We start from the raw sequence: 15,127 nt of genomic DNA, 5'->3' as shown, positions 1-15,127 counted from the left end.
TATCTTGGAGTCTACGCCATCTCATTACAGGCGCTCCTGCTCCAGCCAATCCACAAACCGCTCGATCAACGCCCCACGCCGCTTGCGTGGCGGCAGTACCACGTAATACCCCCGCTTCGAGCGCAAGCTGCCTTCCAGCGGCCGGCACAGCAGCCCCTGCTCGACCAGCCCGTCCACCAGGTGCGCCCAGCCGATCGCCACGCCCTGGCCGGCAATTGCGGCCTGAATCAGCAGGGTGTAGTTGTCGAACCGCAGTTGACCGGACGGAGGAGGGCTGTCCACACCAAGACCACGGAAAACCCCAGCCCAATCGAACCAGCGACTGGCCTGCTCACCCTTCAAGTGCAGCAATGGCAATCGCTGTAAAGCCACGGCTGACAAGGGTTTGCCATGAATCAGCCGAGGGCTGCACACCGGGAAAACTTCCTCATCGAACAGCCAGCGGCTCTCCCCCTGATGGAAGCGCCCATCACCGAACAGCACCGCCACATCGATGTCCGGGCGCAGCATCGCCTGGCTGCGCTCGCCGGTCACCAGGCTGACGTCCACCTGTGGATATGCCTCGTGGAAACGCTGCAAGCGCGGCATCAGCCAGAACGCCGCAAAGGCGAAGTCGGTAGCCACCTGCAGCACCTCGCGCTGGCCGCGCCCACTGGCTTGTGCAACGCCATCGTCCATCGCCTGCAAGCCCTGGTGCACCTGCTCGAACAACAGCAACCCCGCCTCGGTCAGCTCGATGCCCCGGTAGATCCGGTCGAACAACCTTGTGCCCAACTGCGCCTCCAGGCGCTTCATCTGCTGGCTGACCGCCGGCTGGGTGGTGCCCAGCTCCACGGCGGCAGTGGTGAAACTGCGCAGGCGGGCGGCGGCCTCGAACACGCGCAAGGTGTCGAGGGGCAGGTCGGCAAGGTGCTCAAACATAAGCTTGGCTAATCCCAGTCATTGCCCGGCATGGGCTTTACCCCTGTTATCCACAGCCGCATGCTGGATTGCAAGTGGTACCCATAACTCTCGACGATGGAAGGCACCCATGAAGCGACCCAACATCCTGTTCATCATGGCCGATCAGATGGCCGCGCCCTTGCTGCCGATCTACAACCCATCGCCGATAAAGATGCCCCACCTGGCCCGCCTCGCCGAACAGGCCGTGGTGTTCGACAGTGCCTACTGCAACAGCCCCCTGTGTGCGCCGTCGCGCTTCACCCTGGTCAGCGGTCAGTTGCCCAGCCGTATCGGCGCCTACGACAACGCTGCCGATTTCCCCGCCGACGTGCCCACCTACGCCCACTACCTGCGCCGCCTCGGCTACCGCACAGCGCTATCGGGCAAGATGCACTTCTGCGGCCCGGACCAACTGCACGGCTACGAAGAACGCCTGACCAGCGATATCTACCCGGCAGACTACGGCTGGGCGGTGAACTGGGATGAACCGGAGGTGCGCCCAAGCTGGTACCACAACATGTCCTCGGTGTTGCAGGCCGGGCCCTGCGTGCGCACCAACCAGCTGGATTTCGACGAAGAGGTGGTGTTCAAGGCGCGCCAGTACCTCTATGACCATGTGCGCGAGGACGACGGCCGGCCGTTCTGTCTGACCGTCTCCATGACCCACCCCCACGACCCCTACACCATTCCCAAGCACTACTGGGACATGTACGAGGCTGTGGATATCCCACTGCCGCGGGACGAGATCGCTCAGGGCGAGCAGGACCCGCATTCGCAACGCCTGCTCAAGGTCTACGACCTGTGGAACAAGCCGCTGCCCGTGGACAAGATCCGCGACGCCCGCCGTGCCTACTTCGGCGCCTGCAGCTACATCGACGACAACATCGGCAAGCTGCTGCAAACCCTCGAGGAGTGCGGCCTGGCCGACGACACCCTGATCGTGTTCTCGGGCGATCACGGCGACATGCTTGGCGAGCGCGGGCTCTGGTACAAGATGCACTGGTTCGAGATGTCGGCGCGGGTGCCGCTGCTGATCCACGCGCCCAAGCGCTTCGGGCCAGCTCGCGTCAGTGCCAGCGTTTCCACCTGCGACCTGTTGCCGACCCTGGTCGAACTGGCCGGCGGCGCTGTGGATAACCACCTGCACCTGGACGGCCGCTCGCTGCTCGGCCACCTGCAAGGGCAGGGCGGGCATGACGAGGTAATAGGCGAGTACATGGCCGAAGGCACGGTCGGCCCGCTGATGATGATCCGCCGTGGCCCCTACAAGTTCGTGTACAGCGAAGACGACCCATGGCTACTCTACGACCTGAGCCGCGACCCGCACGAGCGGGAGAACCTCACCGGCAGCCCGGACCACCAGGCGCTGCTGCAGGCATTTGCCGATGAAGCCAGGCAGCGCTGGGATATCCCGGCCCTGCGCCAGCAGGTGCTGGCCAGCCAACGGCGCCGCCGCCTGGTGGCCGAGGCACTGGCCATCGGCAAGCTGAAAAGCTGGGACCACCAACCGTTGGTGGACGCCAGCCAACAGTACATGCGCAACCATATCGATCTCGACGACCTCGAGCGCAAGGCACGTTATCCACAGCCCGCACCCCTGGATTGAGAAGAGAGGCCGCCATGCAGAAGTTCTCCACCGCCGTGCTCACCCTGGCCCTGAGCCTGGGCACGGCCCACGCCGCCGACAGCGACGCGCAATGCAGCACCGTGAAGATGGCCGACCCCGGCTGGAGCGATATCGCCAGCACCAACGCCGTGGCCCGGCTGCTCCTGGAAAGCCTGGGGTACCAGGTGAAGATCGACAGCCTGGCCGTGCCGATCATCTACGGCGGCCTGAAAGATGGCCGGGTGGATGCTTTCCTCGGCAACTGAATGCCGGCGCAGCAGGGCTTCCATGACAAGTTCATCGCCAATGGCGATGTGCAGCAGCTGGCGAAGAACCTGGAAGGCACCGAGTTCACCCTGGCGGTGCCCGATTACGTATGGAACGCGGGCGTGAAAGACTTCGCCGACCTGCACAAGCATGCCGATCAGTTCGACAAGAAGCTCTACGGCATCGGCTCCGGCGCGCCGGCGAACTTGTCGCTGAAAGAGATCATCGACAAGAATGAGTTCGACCTTGGCCAGTGGAAACTGGTCGAGTCCAGCGAGCAGGCGATGCTCGCTCAAGTGGACCGGGCAGTGAAGAAGCAGCAGTACATCACCTTCCTTGGCTGGACTCCGCATCCGATGAACGTGAAGCTGAAGATGCATTACCTCACGGGCGGGGAGAAATGGTTCGGCAGCAAGGGCGATGTCTACACCCTGACCCGCAAAGGTTATTCACAAGCCTGCCCGAATGCGGCGAAGCTGCTGGGGAACTTGAAGTTCTCGCTGGAGATGGAGAACAGCATCATGGCCGAGGTTGTGGATAAGAAGGTGAGCTTCGATGAGGCGGCCAGGGGTTGGGTGAAGGCCCATCCGCAGGTGCTGGAAGGGTGGTTGGCTGGAGTGACCACCAAAGCCGGTGGCAGCGCCCAAGAGGCCGTAACAGGCAGACTCTAGAGCCTTGCAGCCAGTTCCGGCCTCATCGCTGGCAAGCCACCTCCCAGCGACAGTCTTGAGGCTTGTGGTATCACTGTGGGAGCCGGCTTGCCGGCGATGAGGCCAGCAAGGCCAACACAAGATCGGATCCTAAGCGAGTTTGCCCCATGCCCCGCCTGACTCACCTGCTGCCCTTCCTCACCTGGCTGCCCCGTCAATCGGGCCGCAGCCTGCGCCAGGACCTGCTGGTGGGCCTGAGCGGCGCCATCCTCGCCCTGCCGCAGTCCATCGCCTACGCCCTGATCGCCGGCCTGCCCGCCGAGTACGGCCTGTACGCCGCCATCGTCCCAGTGCTGATCGCCTGCCTGTGGGGCTCGTCCTGGCACCTGATCTGCGGGCCCACGGCCGCCATCTCCATCGTCCTCTACGCCAGCATCAGCCCCCTGGCCGTGGCCGGCAGCGCCGACTATGTGACCCTGGTACTGCTGCTGACCTTCCTCGGCGGCATCTTCCAGTTGCTGCTGGGGCTGTTGCGCTTCGGTGCGCTGGTCAATTTCGTTTCCCACTCGGTGGTGCTGGGCTTCACCCTCGGCGCCGCCATCGTCATCGCCCTTGGGCAGTTACCGAACCTGCTGGGGATGGATCTGCCGAGCCAGGCCACGGCGTTGAAGACCGTGCAGGATCTGGCCGGCCATGTCGGCGAAGTGGACCTGCCGTCTCTGGCCCTGGGCCTGGCCACACTGGTGTTCGGTATCGCGTTGAAACTTTGGCGCCCGCGCTGGCCAAGCCTGTTGATAAGCCTGCTGCTGGTCAGCCTGGTGGCCTGGCTATTACCCGGCGTCTTCGGCCATGTGCCCAGGGTGGCTGCGTTCACCGGGCAGCTCCCGCCCTTTAGCCCGCTGCCTCTGCTGGATGTGGAGCTGATGCTGCGCCTGCTGCCAAGCGCCGTGGCGGTGGGCATGCTGGGGCTGGTCACCAGCCTGTCGATTGCTCGCTCGTTGTCGGCACGTTCGGAGCAACTGATCGACCCTGACCAGGAAATCCGCGCACAGGGCCTGTCGAATATCGGCGGCGCATTTTTCTCCGGTTATCTGTCTGCAGGTTCCTTCACTCGCTCGGGCCTCAGTTACGACGCAGGTGCGCGGTCGCCACTGGCCGGGGTGTTCTCGGCGCTGTGGGTGGCGCTGTTCGCCGTGACCGGTGCCGGACTGATCGCCCACCTGCCGATCCCGGCGATGGCAGGGAGCATCCTGCTGATCTGCTGGGGGCTGGTGGACCATCGCGGCATTCGCGCGCTGTTCCGGGTCAGCCGCTCGGAGTTCCTGGTGATGGCGCTGACGGCGGCGGCGACGTTGCTGCTGGAGTTGCAGACGGCGATTTATGCCGGGGTGCTGGCCTCATTGTTCTTTTACCTCAAGCGCACCTCACGGCCACGGGTGCAGCAAAGCCGGGAAGGGGAGGCGGACATCTTGCGGGTGGGCGGGTCGATCTTCTTTGGCGCGGCGCATTACCTGCAGGTGCGCCTTCAGCGCTGCCAGGGGCCACACGTAGTGATCGATGCGCGGCAGGTGAACTTCATCGATTACTCGGGTGTGGATATGTTGCACCGCGAGGCGAGGCGGTTGATGCGCAGTGGCGGGAGCCTGACGTTGCAGCGGGCAAGGCCGCAGGTGATGGAGGAGTTGCAGAAGCTGGAAGGGATCCAAAGTTGTCCAATCAGGTTCGTGGATTAATCGCGGGGCAAGCCCGCTCCCACGTCAACACCGTATCCTGGCGTGGGAGCGGGCTTGCCCCGCGATTGGGTACCAAGCTCAGCCGCGGGCCAACTGCCGGCGCAGCTCATCCAGCACCGGCCCGGTCTCAGGCCGAACCCCACGCCAGATGAAGAACGCCTCGGCGGCCTGCTCCGCCAGCATCCCCAGCCCATCCAGTACCTTGGCCGCACCCAGCTTGCTGGCCCACTGGCAGAACGGCGTCGGCTCCTTGCCATACATCATGTCGTAGCAAACGGTACGCCCCGCCTCGACCAGGCTGTCGGCAATCGGCGGCAGCTCGCCGGACAGGCTCGCCGAAGTGGCGTTGATGATCACGTCCACGGGCTCCTGCAACCAGGCAAAACCGCTGGCCACCACCGGACCCAGCTCATCGAACTCACGGGCCAGTTGCTCGGCCTTTTCCACCGTGCGGTTGGCAATCACCAGCGATTGCGGGTTGTGCGCCAGGATCGGCTCCAGCACGCCACGCACCGCGCCGCCGGCACCAAGGATGAGGATACGCTTGCCGGCCAGCTCGACCCCGGCGTTGACAGTGAGGTCACGCACCAGCCCAGCACCGTCGGTGTTGTCGCCTTGCAAGGTGCCGTCGGCCAGCTTGCTCAAGGTGTTCACCGCGCCGGCACGCTTGGCGCGTGGGGTGAGGCTGTCGCACAGGCGGTAGGCCTCCTCCTTGAACGGCACGGTAACGTTGGCGCCGCTGCCTTGCTTGAAGAAGCCACGGGCGCAGTCGCTGAATTCGTCCAGCGGCGCCAGCAGGGTGGCGTACTCCAGGTCCTCGCCGGTCTGGTCGGCGAACAGGCGGTGGATCAACGGCGATTTGCTGTGGCCGATGGGGTTACCGAAAACAACGTACTGGTCCATGGGGGATCCTCGGTTATCCACAGGCTTAGCGGGCGAGCCAGTCACGGTCCTGCAGGAAATACTCGGTCAGCCGCGCTTCCTCGCTGCCGGGCTCGGCCTTCCAATCGTAACCCCAGCGCACCTGCGGTGGCAGCGACATCAGGATCGATTCGGTGCGGCCACCGGACTGCAGGCCGAACAAGGTGCCACGGTCGTAGACCAGGTTGAACTCGACGTAGCGGCCACGGCGGTACTCCTGGAATTCGCGCTGGGCGGGGGTGTACGGGGTGTCCTTGCGACGCTGGACGATCGGCAAGTAGGCCTCGACATAGGCGTCACCGATGGCGCGGATGAAGGCGAAGCAGGTGTCGAAGTCCCACTCGTTCAGGTCATCGAAGAACAGGCCGCCGATGCCGCGTGGCTCGCCACGGTGCTTGAGGTGGAAGTAGCGGTCGCACCAGGCCTTGTAGCGCGGGTACACGTCGGCGCCGAACGGCGCGCAGGCCTGCTCGGCCACGCGGTGCCAGTGCACGCAGTCTTCTTCATTGCCGTAATAGGGGGTCAGGTCGAAGCCACCGCCGAACCACCATACCGCCTCTTCACCCTCTTTTTCGGCGATGAAGAACCGCACGTTGGCGTGGGAAGTCGGCACATGCGGGTTGTGCGGGTGGATCACCAGCGACACGCCCAACGCCTCGAAACCACGGCCCGCCAGCTCCGGGCGGTGGGCACTGGCCGACGGCGGCAGGCCGCTGCCGAACACGTGGGAGAAGTTCACCCCGCCTTTCTCGATCACCTTGCCATCGCCGATCACCCGCGTGCGACCGCCGCCGCCGGCATCGCGCACCCAGGCATCCTCGACGAAGCGGGCGCCGCCGTCTTCATTCTCGAGGGCAGTGCAGATGCGGTCTTGCAGGTCGAGCAGGTAGGCTTTCACGGCCTCGGTGCGGCTGGTCATCGGGTCACCTGGAAGGAGCGGGGAAAATTCGCCGCGTAGCATACCACCGGCAAACCCCGCGCCGCAGTTGACGGCGATCAAGCAAAGGCGTCCGATAGAAGGCCTTTGCGACCCTCGACGACAGGAGTGTGTGATGGCCAAGCGTATCCAGTTCAGCCAGCATGGCGGCCCGGAAGTCCTGCAACTGGTGGAGTTCGACCCCGCCCCCCCCGGCCCGCAGCACGTGCGGGTGCGTAACCATGCGATCGGGCTGAACTTCATCGACACCTATTTCCGTGGCGGGCTGTATGCGCCGCCGTCGCTACCTTCCGGGCTGGGTACCGAAGCGGCAGGGGTGGTCGAGGCGGTGGGCGAGGGCGTAAGCCGGATCCGGGTCGGCGACCGCGTGGCTTATGCCGGTGGGCCGCTGGGGGCCTACAGCGAGGTGCATACACTGCCGGAGGCCAACCTGGTCAAGCTGCCGGATGCGATCAGCTTCGAGCAGGCGGCGGCGGTGATGCTCAAGGGGCTGACCACGCAGTACCTGCTCAAGCAGACCTATGCCGTGCAGCCGGGGGATTTCGTGCTGTTCCATGCTGCTGCCGGTGGCGTCGGATCGCTGGCTTGTCAGTGGGCCAAGGCACTGGGGGCGAAGCTGATTGGTACTGTCAGCTCTCCCCAGAAAGCCGAGCGGGCCAAGGCACTCGGGGCCTGGGCGACCATCGACTACAGCCACGAAGATGTGGCTAAACGCGTGCTGGAGCTGACCGACGGTCAAAAGTGCGCGGTGGTGTATGACGGCGTGGGGGCGGATACCTGGCTGACTTCACTGGATTGCCTGAAGCCGCGTGGGTTGATGGTCAGCTTCGGCAATGCGTCCGGCGCGGTGACCGGGGTGAACCTGGGGATTTTGTCGCAGAAGGGGTCGCTGTATGTCACTCGGCCGACGCTGGCGAGCTATGCCAACAACGCCGAGAACACCCAGGCCATGGCCGATGACCTGTTCGCGATGATCGCCAGTGGCAAGTTGGTGGTGGATATCCAGCAGCGGTATCCGTTGAGTGAGGCGGCCAAGGCGCAGAGTGAGTTGTCGGCGCGGCGGACGGTGGGCTCGACTGTTCTGCTGCCTTGAAATCCTGGGGCCGCTCTGCGGCCCATTCGCTGGCAAGCCAGCTCCCACAGGGACCGCGCAAACCTCCTGGATGACGCTGTACCTGTGGGAGCCGGCTTGCCGGCGATGGCGCCAGTTCAGCCAGCGGGCCTTTCGGCTACAGACGCTGACTCAATGCCCTCAAGCATCGCCTCCACCAACCCCTCCGCCATTTCCAGCGAATGTAGGCTCGACCAGTACATGCCTCGCCCCTCATCGCGCAGGTGGTCGAGTGCCTTGATGCCGGTGTCGTAGGCGCAGCGCAGATAGAGCGCTATGTGCACCAGGGCGTCATGGGCTTCGATGTTGGGGTTTACGGTGAAAAGCGGCGGGTGGCCGGCGTCGCAGCGGCCGAAGGGGTGGGTGGAGGTGTTGGGGAGGGGTGGATCGGGCACGATCTTTTTCATCATGAGATCTCGCGTCTAGGCCGGTACGCATCCGTTACCACACGGATGGGTGGCAGCTGCATACGGGGTGGTAAACCGGGAGAGATCTCAAAACCCGGCAGGCACGAGGCCTCCCGCATGCAGCCACCATAGACTGCGAAGATCTCTCCCTGCTCGGGTTACCACACCCGATCGCCAAGTTATTCGGCGACGGTCTGGAGCCTAGAGGCAGGCGTTCCCACTGAGAAGGTAATGGCAGTCGACAGACTGCGTAGGATAATTCTCTGAATTCGAGATGGGCAGCCTTGGGGATCAAGATCAGAAAATGCTGAAGCTAGCACCGCCCCTGTGGGAGCTGGCTTTCCAGCGATAGGGCCAGTTCAGGCAATGATGCTGCCCCTGCTGGCCTCATCGCTGGCAAGCCAGCTCCCACAAAGGTTACTCACAGGGCTTGAGTCTTCACCCCGGGCGCACAACCTCACCGGTCGCCAGGTCCCGAATCAGGCTTGGATTCTTCCGCCCCCCCAACGCCCCACCCAGCACCATGTCCAGCTGCTTGTGGAAATACTGCTCCACCCGCAACCGGCTCTTGGCCGCCGGACGCCCGGCCGGGTTGCAGGACGTGGAAATCAACGGCCCGACCAACGCGCACAGCTCACGCACCTGTGGGTGATCGCTGACCCGCAATGCCACGCTGTCATGCTGCCCGGTCACCCACTCGGGCAGCAGGTCCTGGTGCGGCACCAGCCAAGTGTTCGGCCCCGGCCAGGTGGCGGCCATGCGGTCGATCCAGTCCTGGGGGAAGTCTTCGAACAGGAAGTCGAACTGGTGGATGCTGTCGGCGACCAGGATCAGGCCTTTATCCACAGGCCGCGACTTGAGCGCCAGCAGGCGATACACCGCGTCCTCGTTCCACGGGTCGCAGCCCAGGCCCCAGACCGCTTCCGTCGGATAGGCGATCACCGCACCCGCCTTCACCTCACGCGCGGCTTGTTGCACACGCCAACTGCTCACCATTTCCGTCTCTCCGCATAAACGCCGTGTGCGCAGTGTACTTAGCCGGAACGGGCAAACCAACGCCCGGCTTCATTGCTGACCCGGCCCTCGAGCTCCAACTCGGTCAGGCTGGCCAGCACCTGGGCCAACGGCTGTCCGCTGCTGTGCGCCAGGCCCTCGCTGGTGTGGGGTGCCGCGTGGAGCAAGGCGAGCAGGGGATGGTCGGCTTTGCCCACAGGCGCGCCCGGCAAGTTCTGCCAACCGCGCAGGCTGTCGAGGATCTGCTCCACGCTTTCCACCAACAGCGCGCCGTCGCGAATCAGCTGGTGGCAGCCCTTGGCGCCGGGGTGGTGGATCGAACCCGGAATGGCATACACCTCGCGCCCTTGCTCTGCGGCAAGGCGCGCGGTGATCAATGAGCCGCTGGCGATACTCGCCTCGACCACCAGCACGCCGAGCGACAGCCCGCTGATGATGCGGTTGCGCCTGGGGAAGTTACCGGCCAGCGGCCCGGCATCCAGCGGGTACTCGGAAACCAGCGCGCTGCCACTGTCGAGCATCGCCCGGGCAAGGTCACGGTGGCGCTGTGGATAAAGTTTTTGCAACCCCGTGCCGAGCACCCCAATGGTCTGCCCCCCGGCTTTCAGCGCGGCCCGATGAGCGGCACCGTCAACGCCCAGCGCCAGCCCGCTGGTGATGGTGAATCCGGCTTGCGCCAGGCAACGCGAGAACGCAGCCGCGGTATCCAGCGCCGGTGGTGAAGCACGCCTGCTACCCACAATCGCCAGCTGCGGGTGCTCCAGCAAAGCGGGGTCACCGGCGACGAACAGCAGGGGTGGCGGGTCGTCGATTTCACTCAGCAATGCGGGGTAGCCAGGCCCGTCCCACATCAGCAAATGCTGGCCCGGACGCTCTAACCAGGCCATCGCAGCCAACGCGCCGTCGCGCACCTCAGGGCTGCGACGGGCGTCGATACTGGCGGCTGGCAACCCCAGCGCACGCCAGGCACTGGCCGGCGCACTGAGTGCCGATGAGGCATTGCCAAAGGCTTCGATCAGGGTAAGAAAGCGGCGCAGGCCGATGTCGGGGAGGCGATGCAGACGCAGCCGCGCCTCCAGTTCGGCAGGCGAGCAAGGCGACGAACGGAGAGTGTTCATGGGTGATCCTCCTTGATCGACAGGGGGCCATCGGCGTGGCACACGCCTGTGGATAACTTTGTGGGTAATACTTTGAAAAGCTGTCCATTAAATGGCAGCTATAAAGCCCATAAAGACCCTAGCCGAGCTTTCACAGGTGCCTTGTCCACCTTTTCCCTTTATTATGTGTGCTCAGTTTTCAACCGACCGCACAGTGACTGCCTGACCGCCATGGCCATTTTGAACATTCTCGAATTCCCCGATCCGCGCCTGCGTACCATTGCCAAACCGGTAACGGTGTTTGACGACGCCTTGCGCCAGCTGATCGACGACATGTTCGAAACCATGTACGAAGCCCCGGGCATCGGCCTGGCGGCGACCCAGGTCAACGTGCACCAGCAAGTCGTGGTGATGGACCTGAGCGAAGACCGCAGCGAACCGCGGGTCTTCATCAACCCCAGCGTCGAAGAGCTGACCCACGACATGGGCCAGTACCAGGAAGGCTGCCTGTCGGTGCCGGGCTTCTACGAGAACGTCGACCGCCCGCTGCGCGTCCGGGTCAAGGCCCAGGACCGCGACGGCAAGCCGTACGAGCTGGAATGCGAGGGCCTGTTGGCAGTGTGCGTGCAGCACGAGTTCGATCACCTCAACGGCAAGCTGTTCGTCGACTACCTGTCGCAGCTCAAACGTGACCGGATCAAGAAGAAGCTGGAAAAGCAGCACCGCCAGCAAGCCTGATCCCCACCTTCCAGAAGGCTTGCTCCGGCAAGCCTTTTTCTTTTTCAAGAAGCGAGAACTCCATGCGCATCGTCTTCGCAGGCACTCCAGAGTTTGCCGCCGAACACCTCAAGGCTTTGCTCGACAGCCCGTACGAGATCGTGGCCGTCTACACCCAGCCCGACCGCCCGGCCGGGCGTGGCCAGAAGCTGATGCCGAGCGCGGTCAAGGCGCTGGCCGTGGCCCACGATATCCCGGTGTACCAGCCGCAGACCCTGCGCAACGCCGACGCCCAGGCCGAACTCGCCGCACTGAAGCCGGACCTGATGGTGGTGGTCGCCTACGGCCTGATCCTGCCGCAAGCTGTGCTGGATATCCCACGCCTGGGCTGCATCAACAGCCACGCCTCGCTGCTGCCGCGCTGGCGCGGCGCCGCGCCGATCCAGCGCGCCGTGGAGGCCGGTGATACCGAGAGCGGCGTGACCGTGATGCGCATGGAAGCGGGCCTGGATACCGGCCCGATGCTGCTCAAGGTGGTCACCCCGATCAGTGCCGAGGACACCGGCGGTACCCTGCACGACCGCCTCGCCACCATGGGCCCGGGCGCCGTGGTGCAGGCCATCGCCGGCCTGGCCGATGGCAGCCTGCAAGGTGAAGTACAGGACGACGCCCTTGCCACTTACGCCCACAAGCTGAACAAGGACGAGGCGCGCATCGACTGGAACCGTCCGGCCGTTGAGCTTGAGCGCCTGATCCGTGCCTTCAACCCCTGGCCGGTGTGCCACAGCACTCTGGATGGCGAAAGCGTGAAGGTACTGGCCGCCAACTTGTCCACAGCCCAGGGCGCCCCCGGCGAAATCCTGTCAGCTAGCAAAGATGGCCTGGTGGTCGCCTGCGGTGACCAGGCCCTGAGCCTGACCCGCCTGCAATTGCCGGGTGGCAAGGCACTCAACTTCGCCGACCTGTTCAACAGCCGCCGCGAGAAATTCGCCAGTGGCAAGGTGCTCGGCCAATGAACCCACGCCTGGCTGCCGCCCGTGCCCTTGCCGCCGTGCTCAGCGGCAAGGCTTCGCTGAACAGCTCGCTGCCGGCGCAACTGGACAAGGTCGAAGAACGCGACCGTGGCCTGACCCAGGACCTGGCCTTCGGCACCGCCCGCTGGCAGCCGCGCCTGGACCTGCTGGCCGCGCAGCTGTTGCAGAAACCCTTCAAGGCCGCCGACGCCGATGTGCAGGCGCTGCTGCTGGTCGGCCTGTACCAGCTGTTCTACACCCGCATCCCGGCCCACGCCGCCATCGGAGAAACCGTCGGGTGTGCCGACAAGCTGAAGAAGCCTTGGGCAAAGGGCCTGCTCAACGCCGTGCTGCGCCGCGCCCAGCGTGAAGGGGAGGCGCTGTTGGCTGACATGGAGCGCGACCCGGTGGTGCGCACTGCCCACCCGCGCTGGCTGCAGAAGTCGCTCAAGTCCTTCTGGCCTGAGCAGTGGGAAGCCATCTGCGCCGCCAACAACGCCCACCCGCCGATGATCCTGCGCATCAACCGCCGCCATCACAGCCGCGACGCTTACCTCGCGCTGCTGGACGAGGCCGGCATCAGCGCCAGCGCCTGCCGGTACAGCCGTGACGGCATCGTGCTGGCCGAAGCCTGCGACGTGCGCGGCCTGCCGGGCTTCGCCGAGGGTTGGGTCAGCGTGCAGGACGAAGCCGCACAGTTGTCCGCCGACCTGCTGGAACTGGCCCCCGGCCAGCGTGTGCTCGATGCGTGTTGCGCCCCTGGCGGCAAGACCTGCCACCTGCTTGAAGCCGAACCGGGCTTGGCGCACATGGTCGCCATCGACCTCGAGGCCAAGCGCCTGACCCGCGTGCGCGAGAACCTCGACCGACTCAAGCTCGACGCCGAGTTGATCGCCTGCGACGCCCGCGACACCGCCAGCTGGTGGGACGGCAAACCCTTCCAGCGCATCCTGCTCGACGCCCCCTGCTCGGCCACTGGCGTGATCCGCCGCCACCCGGATATCAAGCTGACCCGCCAGGCCGACGACATCCCGGCCCTGGCCGCGCTGCAAGGCGAACTGCTCGATGCCCTGTGGCCGACCCTGGAAGTGGGCGGCATGCTGCTGTACGCCACCTGCTCGAGCCTGCCGACCGAGAACACCGAAGTGATCGACGCCTTCCTCGCCCGCACCCCCGGTGCCCGCGAGCTGGACCTGGCCACCGAAGCCGGTCTGCGCCAGCCCCACGGGCGTCAGCTGCTGGCCCAGGAAGGCGGCCACGACGGCTTCTACTATGCCAAGCTGATCAAGATCGCCGCCTCGCGGTAAGCACAAGAATGTAGGGAGTAGTGGATGAAGATCATCATCCTCGGCGCAGGGCAGGTGGGCGGCACGCTGGCGGAACACCTGGCCAGCGAAGCCAATGACATCACCGTGGTCGATACCGATGGCGAGCGCCTGCGCGACCTCGGCGACCGACTCGACATCCGCACCGTGCAAGGCCGCGCCTCGCTGCCGACGGTGTTGCGCCAGGCCGGCGCCGACGATGCCGACATGCTGGTGGCGGTGACCAACAGCGACGAGACCAACATGGTCGCCTGCCAGGTGGCGTACTCGTTGTTCCACACCCCGACCAAGATCGCCCGGGTGCGGGAGTCGGCCTACCTGACCCGCGAAGAACTGTTCGACAACGACCATATTCCGGTGGATGTGCTGATCAGCCCCGAGCAGGTGGTGACCAACTACATCAAGCGCCTGATCGAACACCCCGGCTCCCTGCAGGTGATCGACTTCGCCGAGGGCAAGGCCCAGCTAGTGGCAGTCCGGGCTTACTACGGCGGGCCGCTGGTGGGTCAGCAACTGCGCCAGATCCGCGCCCACATGCCCAACGTCGACACCCGCGTGGCGGCGATCTTCCGCCGCGACCGGCCGATCACCCCACAGGGCGACACGGTGATCGAAGCCGACGACGAAGTGTTCTTCATCGCCGCGAAAAAGGACATTCGCGCGGTGATGGGTGAGTTGCGGCGCATCGACGAGAGCAACAAGCGCGTGGTCATCGCCGGTGGCGGGCAGATCGGCGAACGCCTGGCCGAGGCCATCGAGAGCCGCTACCAGGTGAAGATCATCGAGATGAACCCGGCCCGCTGTCGCCAGCTCTCCGACACCCTGGAGAGCACCGTGGTGCTGCAAGGCAGCGCCTCGGACAAGGACCTGATGCTCGAAGAGAACATCGCCGACGCCGACATCTTCCTGGCCCTGACCAACGACGACGAGGCCAACATCATGGCGTCGCTGCTGGCCAAGCGCCTGGGTGCACGCAAGGTAATGACCATCATCAACAACCCGGCCTATGTCGACCTGGTGCAGGGCGGTGACATCGACATCGCCATCAGCCCGCAGCTGGCCACCATCGGTACCCTGCTGGCTCACGTGCGCCGTGGCGATATCGTCAGCGTGCATTCGCTGCGCCGCGGCGCGGCCGAGGCCATCGAAGCCGTGGCCCATGGCGATTCGAAGTCGAGCAAGGTGGTCGGCAAGGCCATTGAGGACATCAACCTGCCGCCGGGCACCACCATCGGCGCAATCATCCGCGAGGAAGAGGTGATGATCGCCCACGACGACACGGTGATCGAGTCTGGCGACCATGTGATCCTGTTCGTTGTGGATAAAAAGCATATTCGGGACGTGGAGAAGCTGTTCCACGTGGGCTTGAGTTTCTTCTAGGAGGGAA

General features: G+C 64.9%; 13 protein-coding genes and 1 pseudogene. 8 read left to right on the top strand and 6 right to left on the bottom strand.

All coding sequences use genetic code 11. The annotated features are described in order from the left end of the window. Nucleotides 1-24 precede the first annotated feature (24 nt). The gene (locus DFS21_RS04810; protein WP_111531927.1) at nt 25-921 is read right to left on the bottom strand and encodes a LysR family transcriptional regulator; all 897 of its coding nucleotides are present in this window, start codon (nt 919-921) and stop codon (nt 25-27) included. 109 nt (nt 922-1,030) lie between these two features. Here DFS21_RS04810 and betC point away from each other — a divergent pair, with 109 nt between their 5' ends. From betC to DFS21_RS04795, 3 genes and pseudogenes are all read left to right on the top strand, one after another. Beyond that, nucleotides 1,031-2,548: a choline-sulfatase gene (gene betC / locus DFS21_RS04805; protein WP_110696921.1), complete on the top strand. Its 1,518-nt coding sequence runs from the start codon at nt 1,031-1,033 to the stop codon at nt 2,546-2,548. Between the two features lie 14 nt (nt 2,549-2,562). Next, a pseudogene (gene choX / locus DFS21_RS04800) lies at nt 2,563-3,486 on the top strand (choline ABC transporter substrate-binding protein). Between the two features lie 146 nt (nt 3,487-3,632). Continuing rightward, nucleotides 3,633-5,198: a SulP family inorganic anion transporter gene (locus tag DFS21_RS04795; RefSeq protein ID WP_110696918.1), complete on the top strand. Its 1,566-nt coding sequence runs from the start codon at nt 3,633-3,635 to the stop codon at nt 5,196-5,198. Between the two features lie 78 nt (nt 5,199-5,276). Here DFS21_RS04795 and aroE read toward each other — a convergent pair whose 3' ends face one another. Then, the gene (aroE, locus tag DFS21_RS04790; protein ID WP_102682979.1) at nt 5,277-6,101 is read right to left on the bottom strand and encodes a shikimate dehydrogenase; all 825 of its coding nucleotides are present in this window, start codon (nt 6,099-6,101) and stop codon (nt 5,277-5,279) included. A 25-nt stretch (nt 6,102-6,126) separates the two neighbouring features. Next, entirely contained in the window at nt 6,127-7,038 is a 912-nt protein-coding gene (gene hemF, locus DFS21_RS04785) for an oxygen-dependent coproporphyrinogen oxidase (RefSeq protein ID WP_102682978.1), read from the bottom strand. Nucleotides 7,039-7,171: 133 nt separating this feature from the next. Here hemF and DFS21_RS04780 point away from each other — a divergent pair, with 133 nt between their 5' ends. Then, complete coding sequence (locus DFS21_RS04780) at nt 7,172-8,149, top strand: NADPH:quinone reductase (protein WP_111531926.1); 978 nt, start codon at nt 7,172-7,174, stop codon at nt 8,147-8,149. A 116-nt stretch (nt 8,150-8,265) separates the two neighbouring features. On the opposite strand, the gene DFS21_RS04775 is transcribed toward DFS21_RS04780, so the two are convergent. The 3 genes from DFS21_RS04775 to dprA all read right to left on the bottom strand — a co-directional run bounded on the left by DFS21_RS04775 (nt 8,266) and on the right by dprA (nt 10,706). Next, nucleotides 8,266-8,577, bottom strand: a complete 312-nt coding sequence (locus tag DFS21_RS04775) for a hypothetical protein (RefSeq protein WP_111531925.1) — start codon at nt 8,575-8,577, stop codon at nt 8,266-8,268. Between the two features lie 435 nt (nt 8,578-9,012). Continuing rightward, nucleotides 9,013-9,570, bottom strand: a complete 558-nt coding sequence (locus DFS21_RS04770) for an L-threonylcarbamoyladenylate synthase (protein WP_038707096.1) — start codon at nt 9,568-9,570, stop codon at nt 9,013-9,015. 38 nt (nt 9,571-9,608) lie between these two features. Further along, complete coding sequence (gene dprA / locus DFS21_RS04765; RefSeq protein WP_110696909.1) at nt 9,609-10,706, bottom strand: DNA-processing protein DprA; 1,098 nt, start codon at nt 10,704-10,706, stop codon at nt 9,609-9,611. A 210-nt stretch (nt 10,707-10,916) separates the two neighbouring features. Between dprA and def the strand changes: the two genes are divergently transcribed. The 4 genes from def to trkA all read left to right on the top strand — a co-directional run bounded on the left by def (nt 10,917) and on the right by trkA (nt 15,120). Beyond that, the gene (gene def, locus DFS21_RS04760) at nt 10,917-11,423 is read left to right on the top strand and encodes a peptide deformylase (protein WP_038707094.1); all 507 of its coding nucleotides are present in this window, start codon (nt 10,917-10,919) and stop codon (nt 11,421-11,423) included. A gap of 62 nt (nt 11,424-11,485) precedes the next feature. After that, nucleotides 11,486-12,418: a methionyl-tRNA formyltransferase gene (gene fmt, locus DFS21_RS04755; protein ID WP_102683368.1), complete on the top strand. Its 933-nt coding sequence runs from the start codon at nt 11,486-11,488 to the stop codon at nt 12,416-12,418. Then, nucleotides 12,415-13,722, top strand: a complete 1,308-nt coding sequence (gene rsmB / locus DFS21_RS04750) for a 16S rRNA (cytosine(967)-C(5))-methyltransferase RsmB (RefSeq protein ID WP_111531924.1) — start codon at nt 12,415-12,417, stop codon at nt 13,720-13,722. The genes fmt and rsmB overlap by 4 nt, the downstream gene beginning before the upstream one ends. Nucleotides 13,723-13,746: 24 nt before the next feature. Further along, nucleotides 13,747-15,120, top strand: a complete 1,374-nt coding sequence (gene trkA / locus DFS21_RS04745; RefSeq protein WP_110696905.1) for a Trk system potassium transporter TrkA — start codon at nt 13,747-13,749, stop codon at nt 15,118-15,120. Nucleotides 15,121-15,127: the final 7 nt, after the last annotated feature.

Origin of the sequence: Pseudomonas sp. 2848 (assembly GCF_003253945.1) — a bacterium.
Classification (GTDB): Bacteria; Pseudomonadota; Gammaproteobacteria; order Pseudomonadales; family Pseudomonadaceae; genus Aquipseudomonas.
Note: the sequence above shows the minus strand (reverse complement) of the source record. Positions and strands in the feature narration are given on the sequence as shown.

Excerpts from the sequence above, each read along its gene's own strand:
- DFS21_RS04810 (WP_111531927.1), bottom strand. The coding sequence starts at position 921 with ATGTTTGAGCACCTTGCCGACCTGCCCCTCGACACCTTGCGCGTGTTC.
- betC (WP_110696921.1), top strand. The coding sequence starts at position 1,031 with ATGAAGCGACCCAACATCCTGTTCATCATGGCCGATCAGATGGCCGCG.
- DFS21_RS04795 (WP_110696918.1), top strand. The coding sequence starts at position 3,633 with ATGCCCCGCCTGACTCACCTGCTGCCCTTCCTCACCTGGCTGCCCCGT.
- aroE (WP_102682979.1), bottom strand. The coding sequence starts at position 6,101 with ATGGACCAGTACGTTGTTTTCGGTAACCCCATCGGCCACAGCAAATCG.
- hemF (WP_102682978.1), bottom strand. The coding sequence starts at position 7,038 with ATGACCAGCCGCACCGAGGCCGTGAAAGCCTACCTGCTCGACCTGCAA.
- DFS21_RS04780 (WP_111531926.1), top strand. The coding sequence starts at position 7,172 with ATGGCCAAGCGTATCCAGTTCAGCCAGCATGGCGGCCCGGAAGTCCTG.
- DFS21_RS04775 (WP_111531925.1), bottom strand. The coding sequence starts at position 8,577 with ATGATGAAAAAGATCGTGCCCGATCCACCCCTCCCCAACACCTCCACC.
- DFS21_RS04770 (WP_038707096.1), bottom strand. The coding sequence starts at position 9,570 with ATGGTGAGCAGTTGGCGTGTGCAACAAGCCGCGCGTGAGGTGAAGGCG.
- dprA (WP_110696909.1), bottom strand. The coding sequence starts at position 10,706 with ATGAACACTCTCCGTTCGTCGCCTTGCTCGCCTGCCGAACTGGAGGCG.
- def (WP_038707094.1), top strand. The coding sequence starts at position 10,917 with ATGGCCATTTTGAACATTCTCGAATTCCCCGATCCGCGCCTGCGTACC.
- fmt (WP_102683368.1), top strand. The coding sequence starts at position 11,486 with ATGCGCATCGTCTTCGCAGGCACTCCAGAGTTTGCCGCCGAACACCTC.
- rsmB (WP_111531924.1), top strand. The coding sequence starts at position 12,415 with ATGAACCCACGCCTGGCTGCCGCCCGTGCCCTTGCCGCCGTGCTCAGC.
- trkA (WP_110696905.1), top strand. The coding sequence starts at position 13,747 with ATGAAGATCATCATCCTCGGCGCAGGGCAGGTGGGCGGCACGCTGGCG.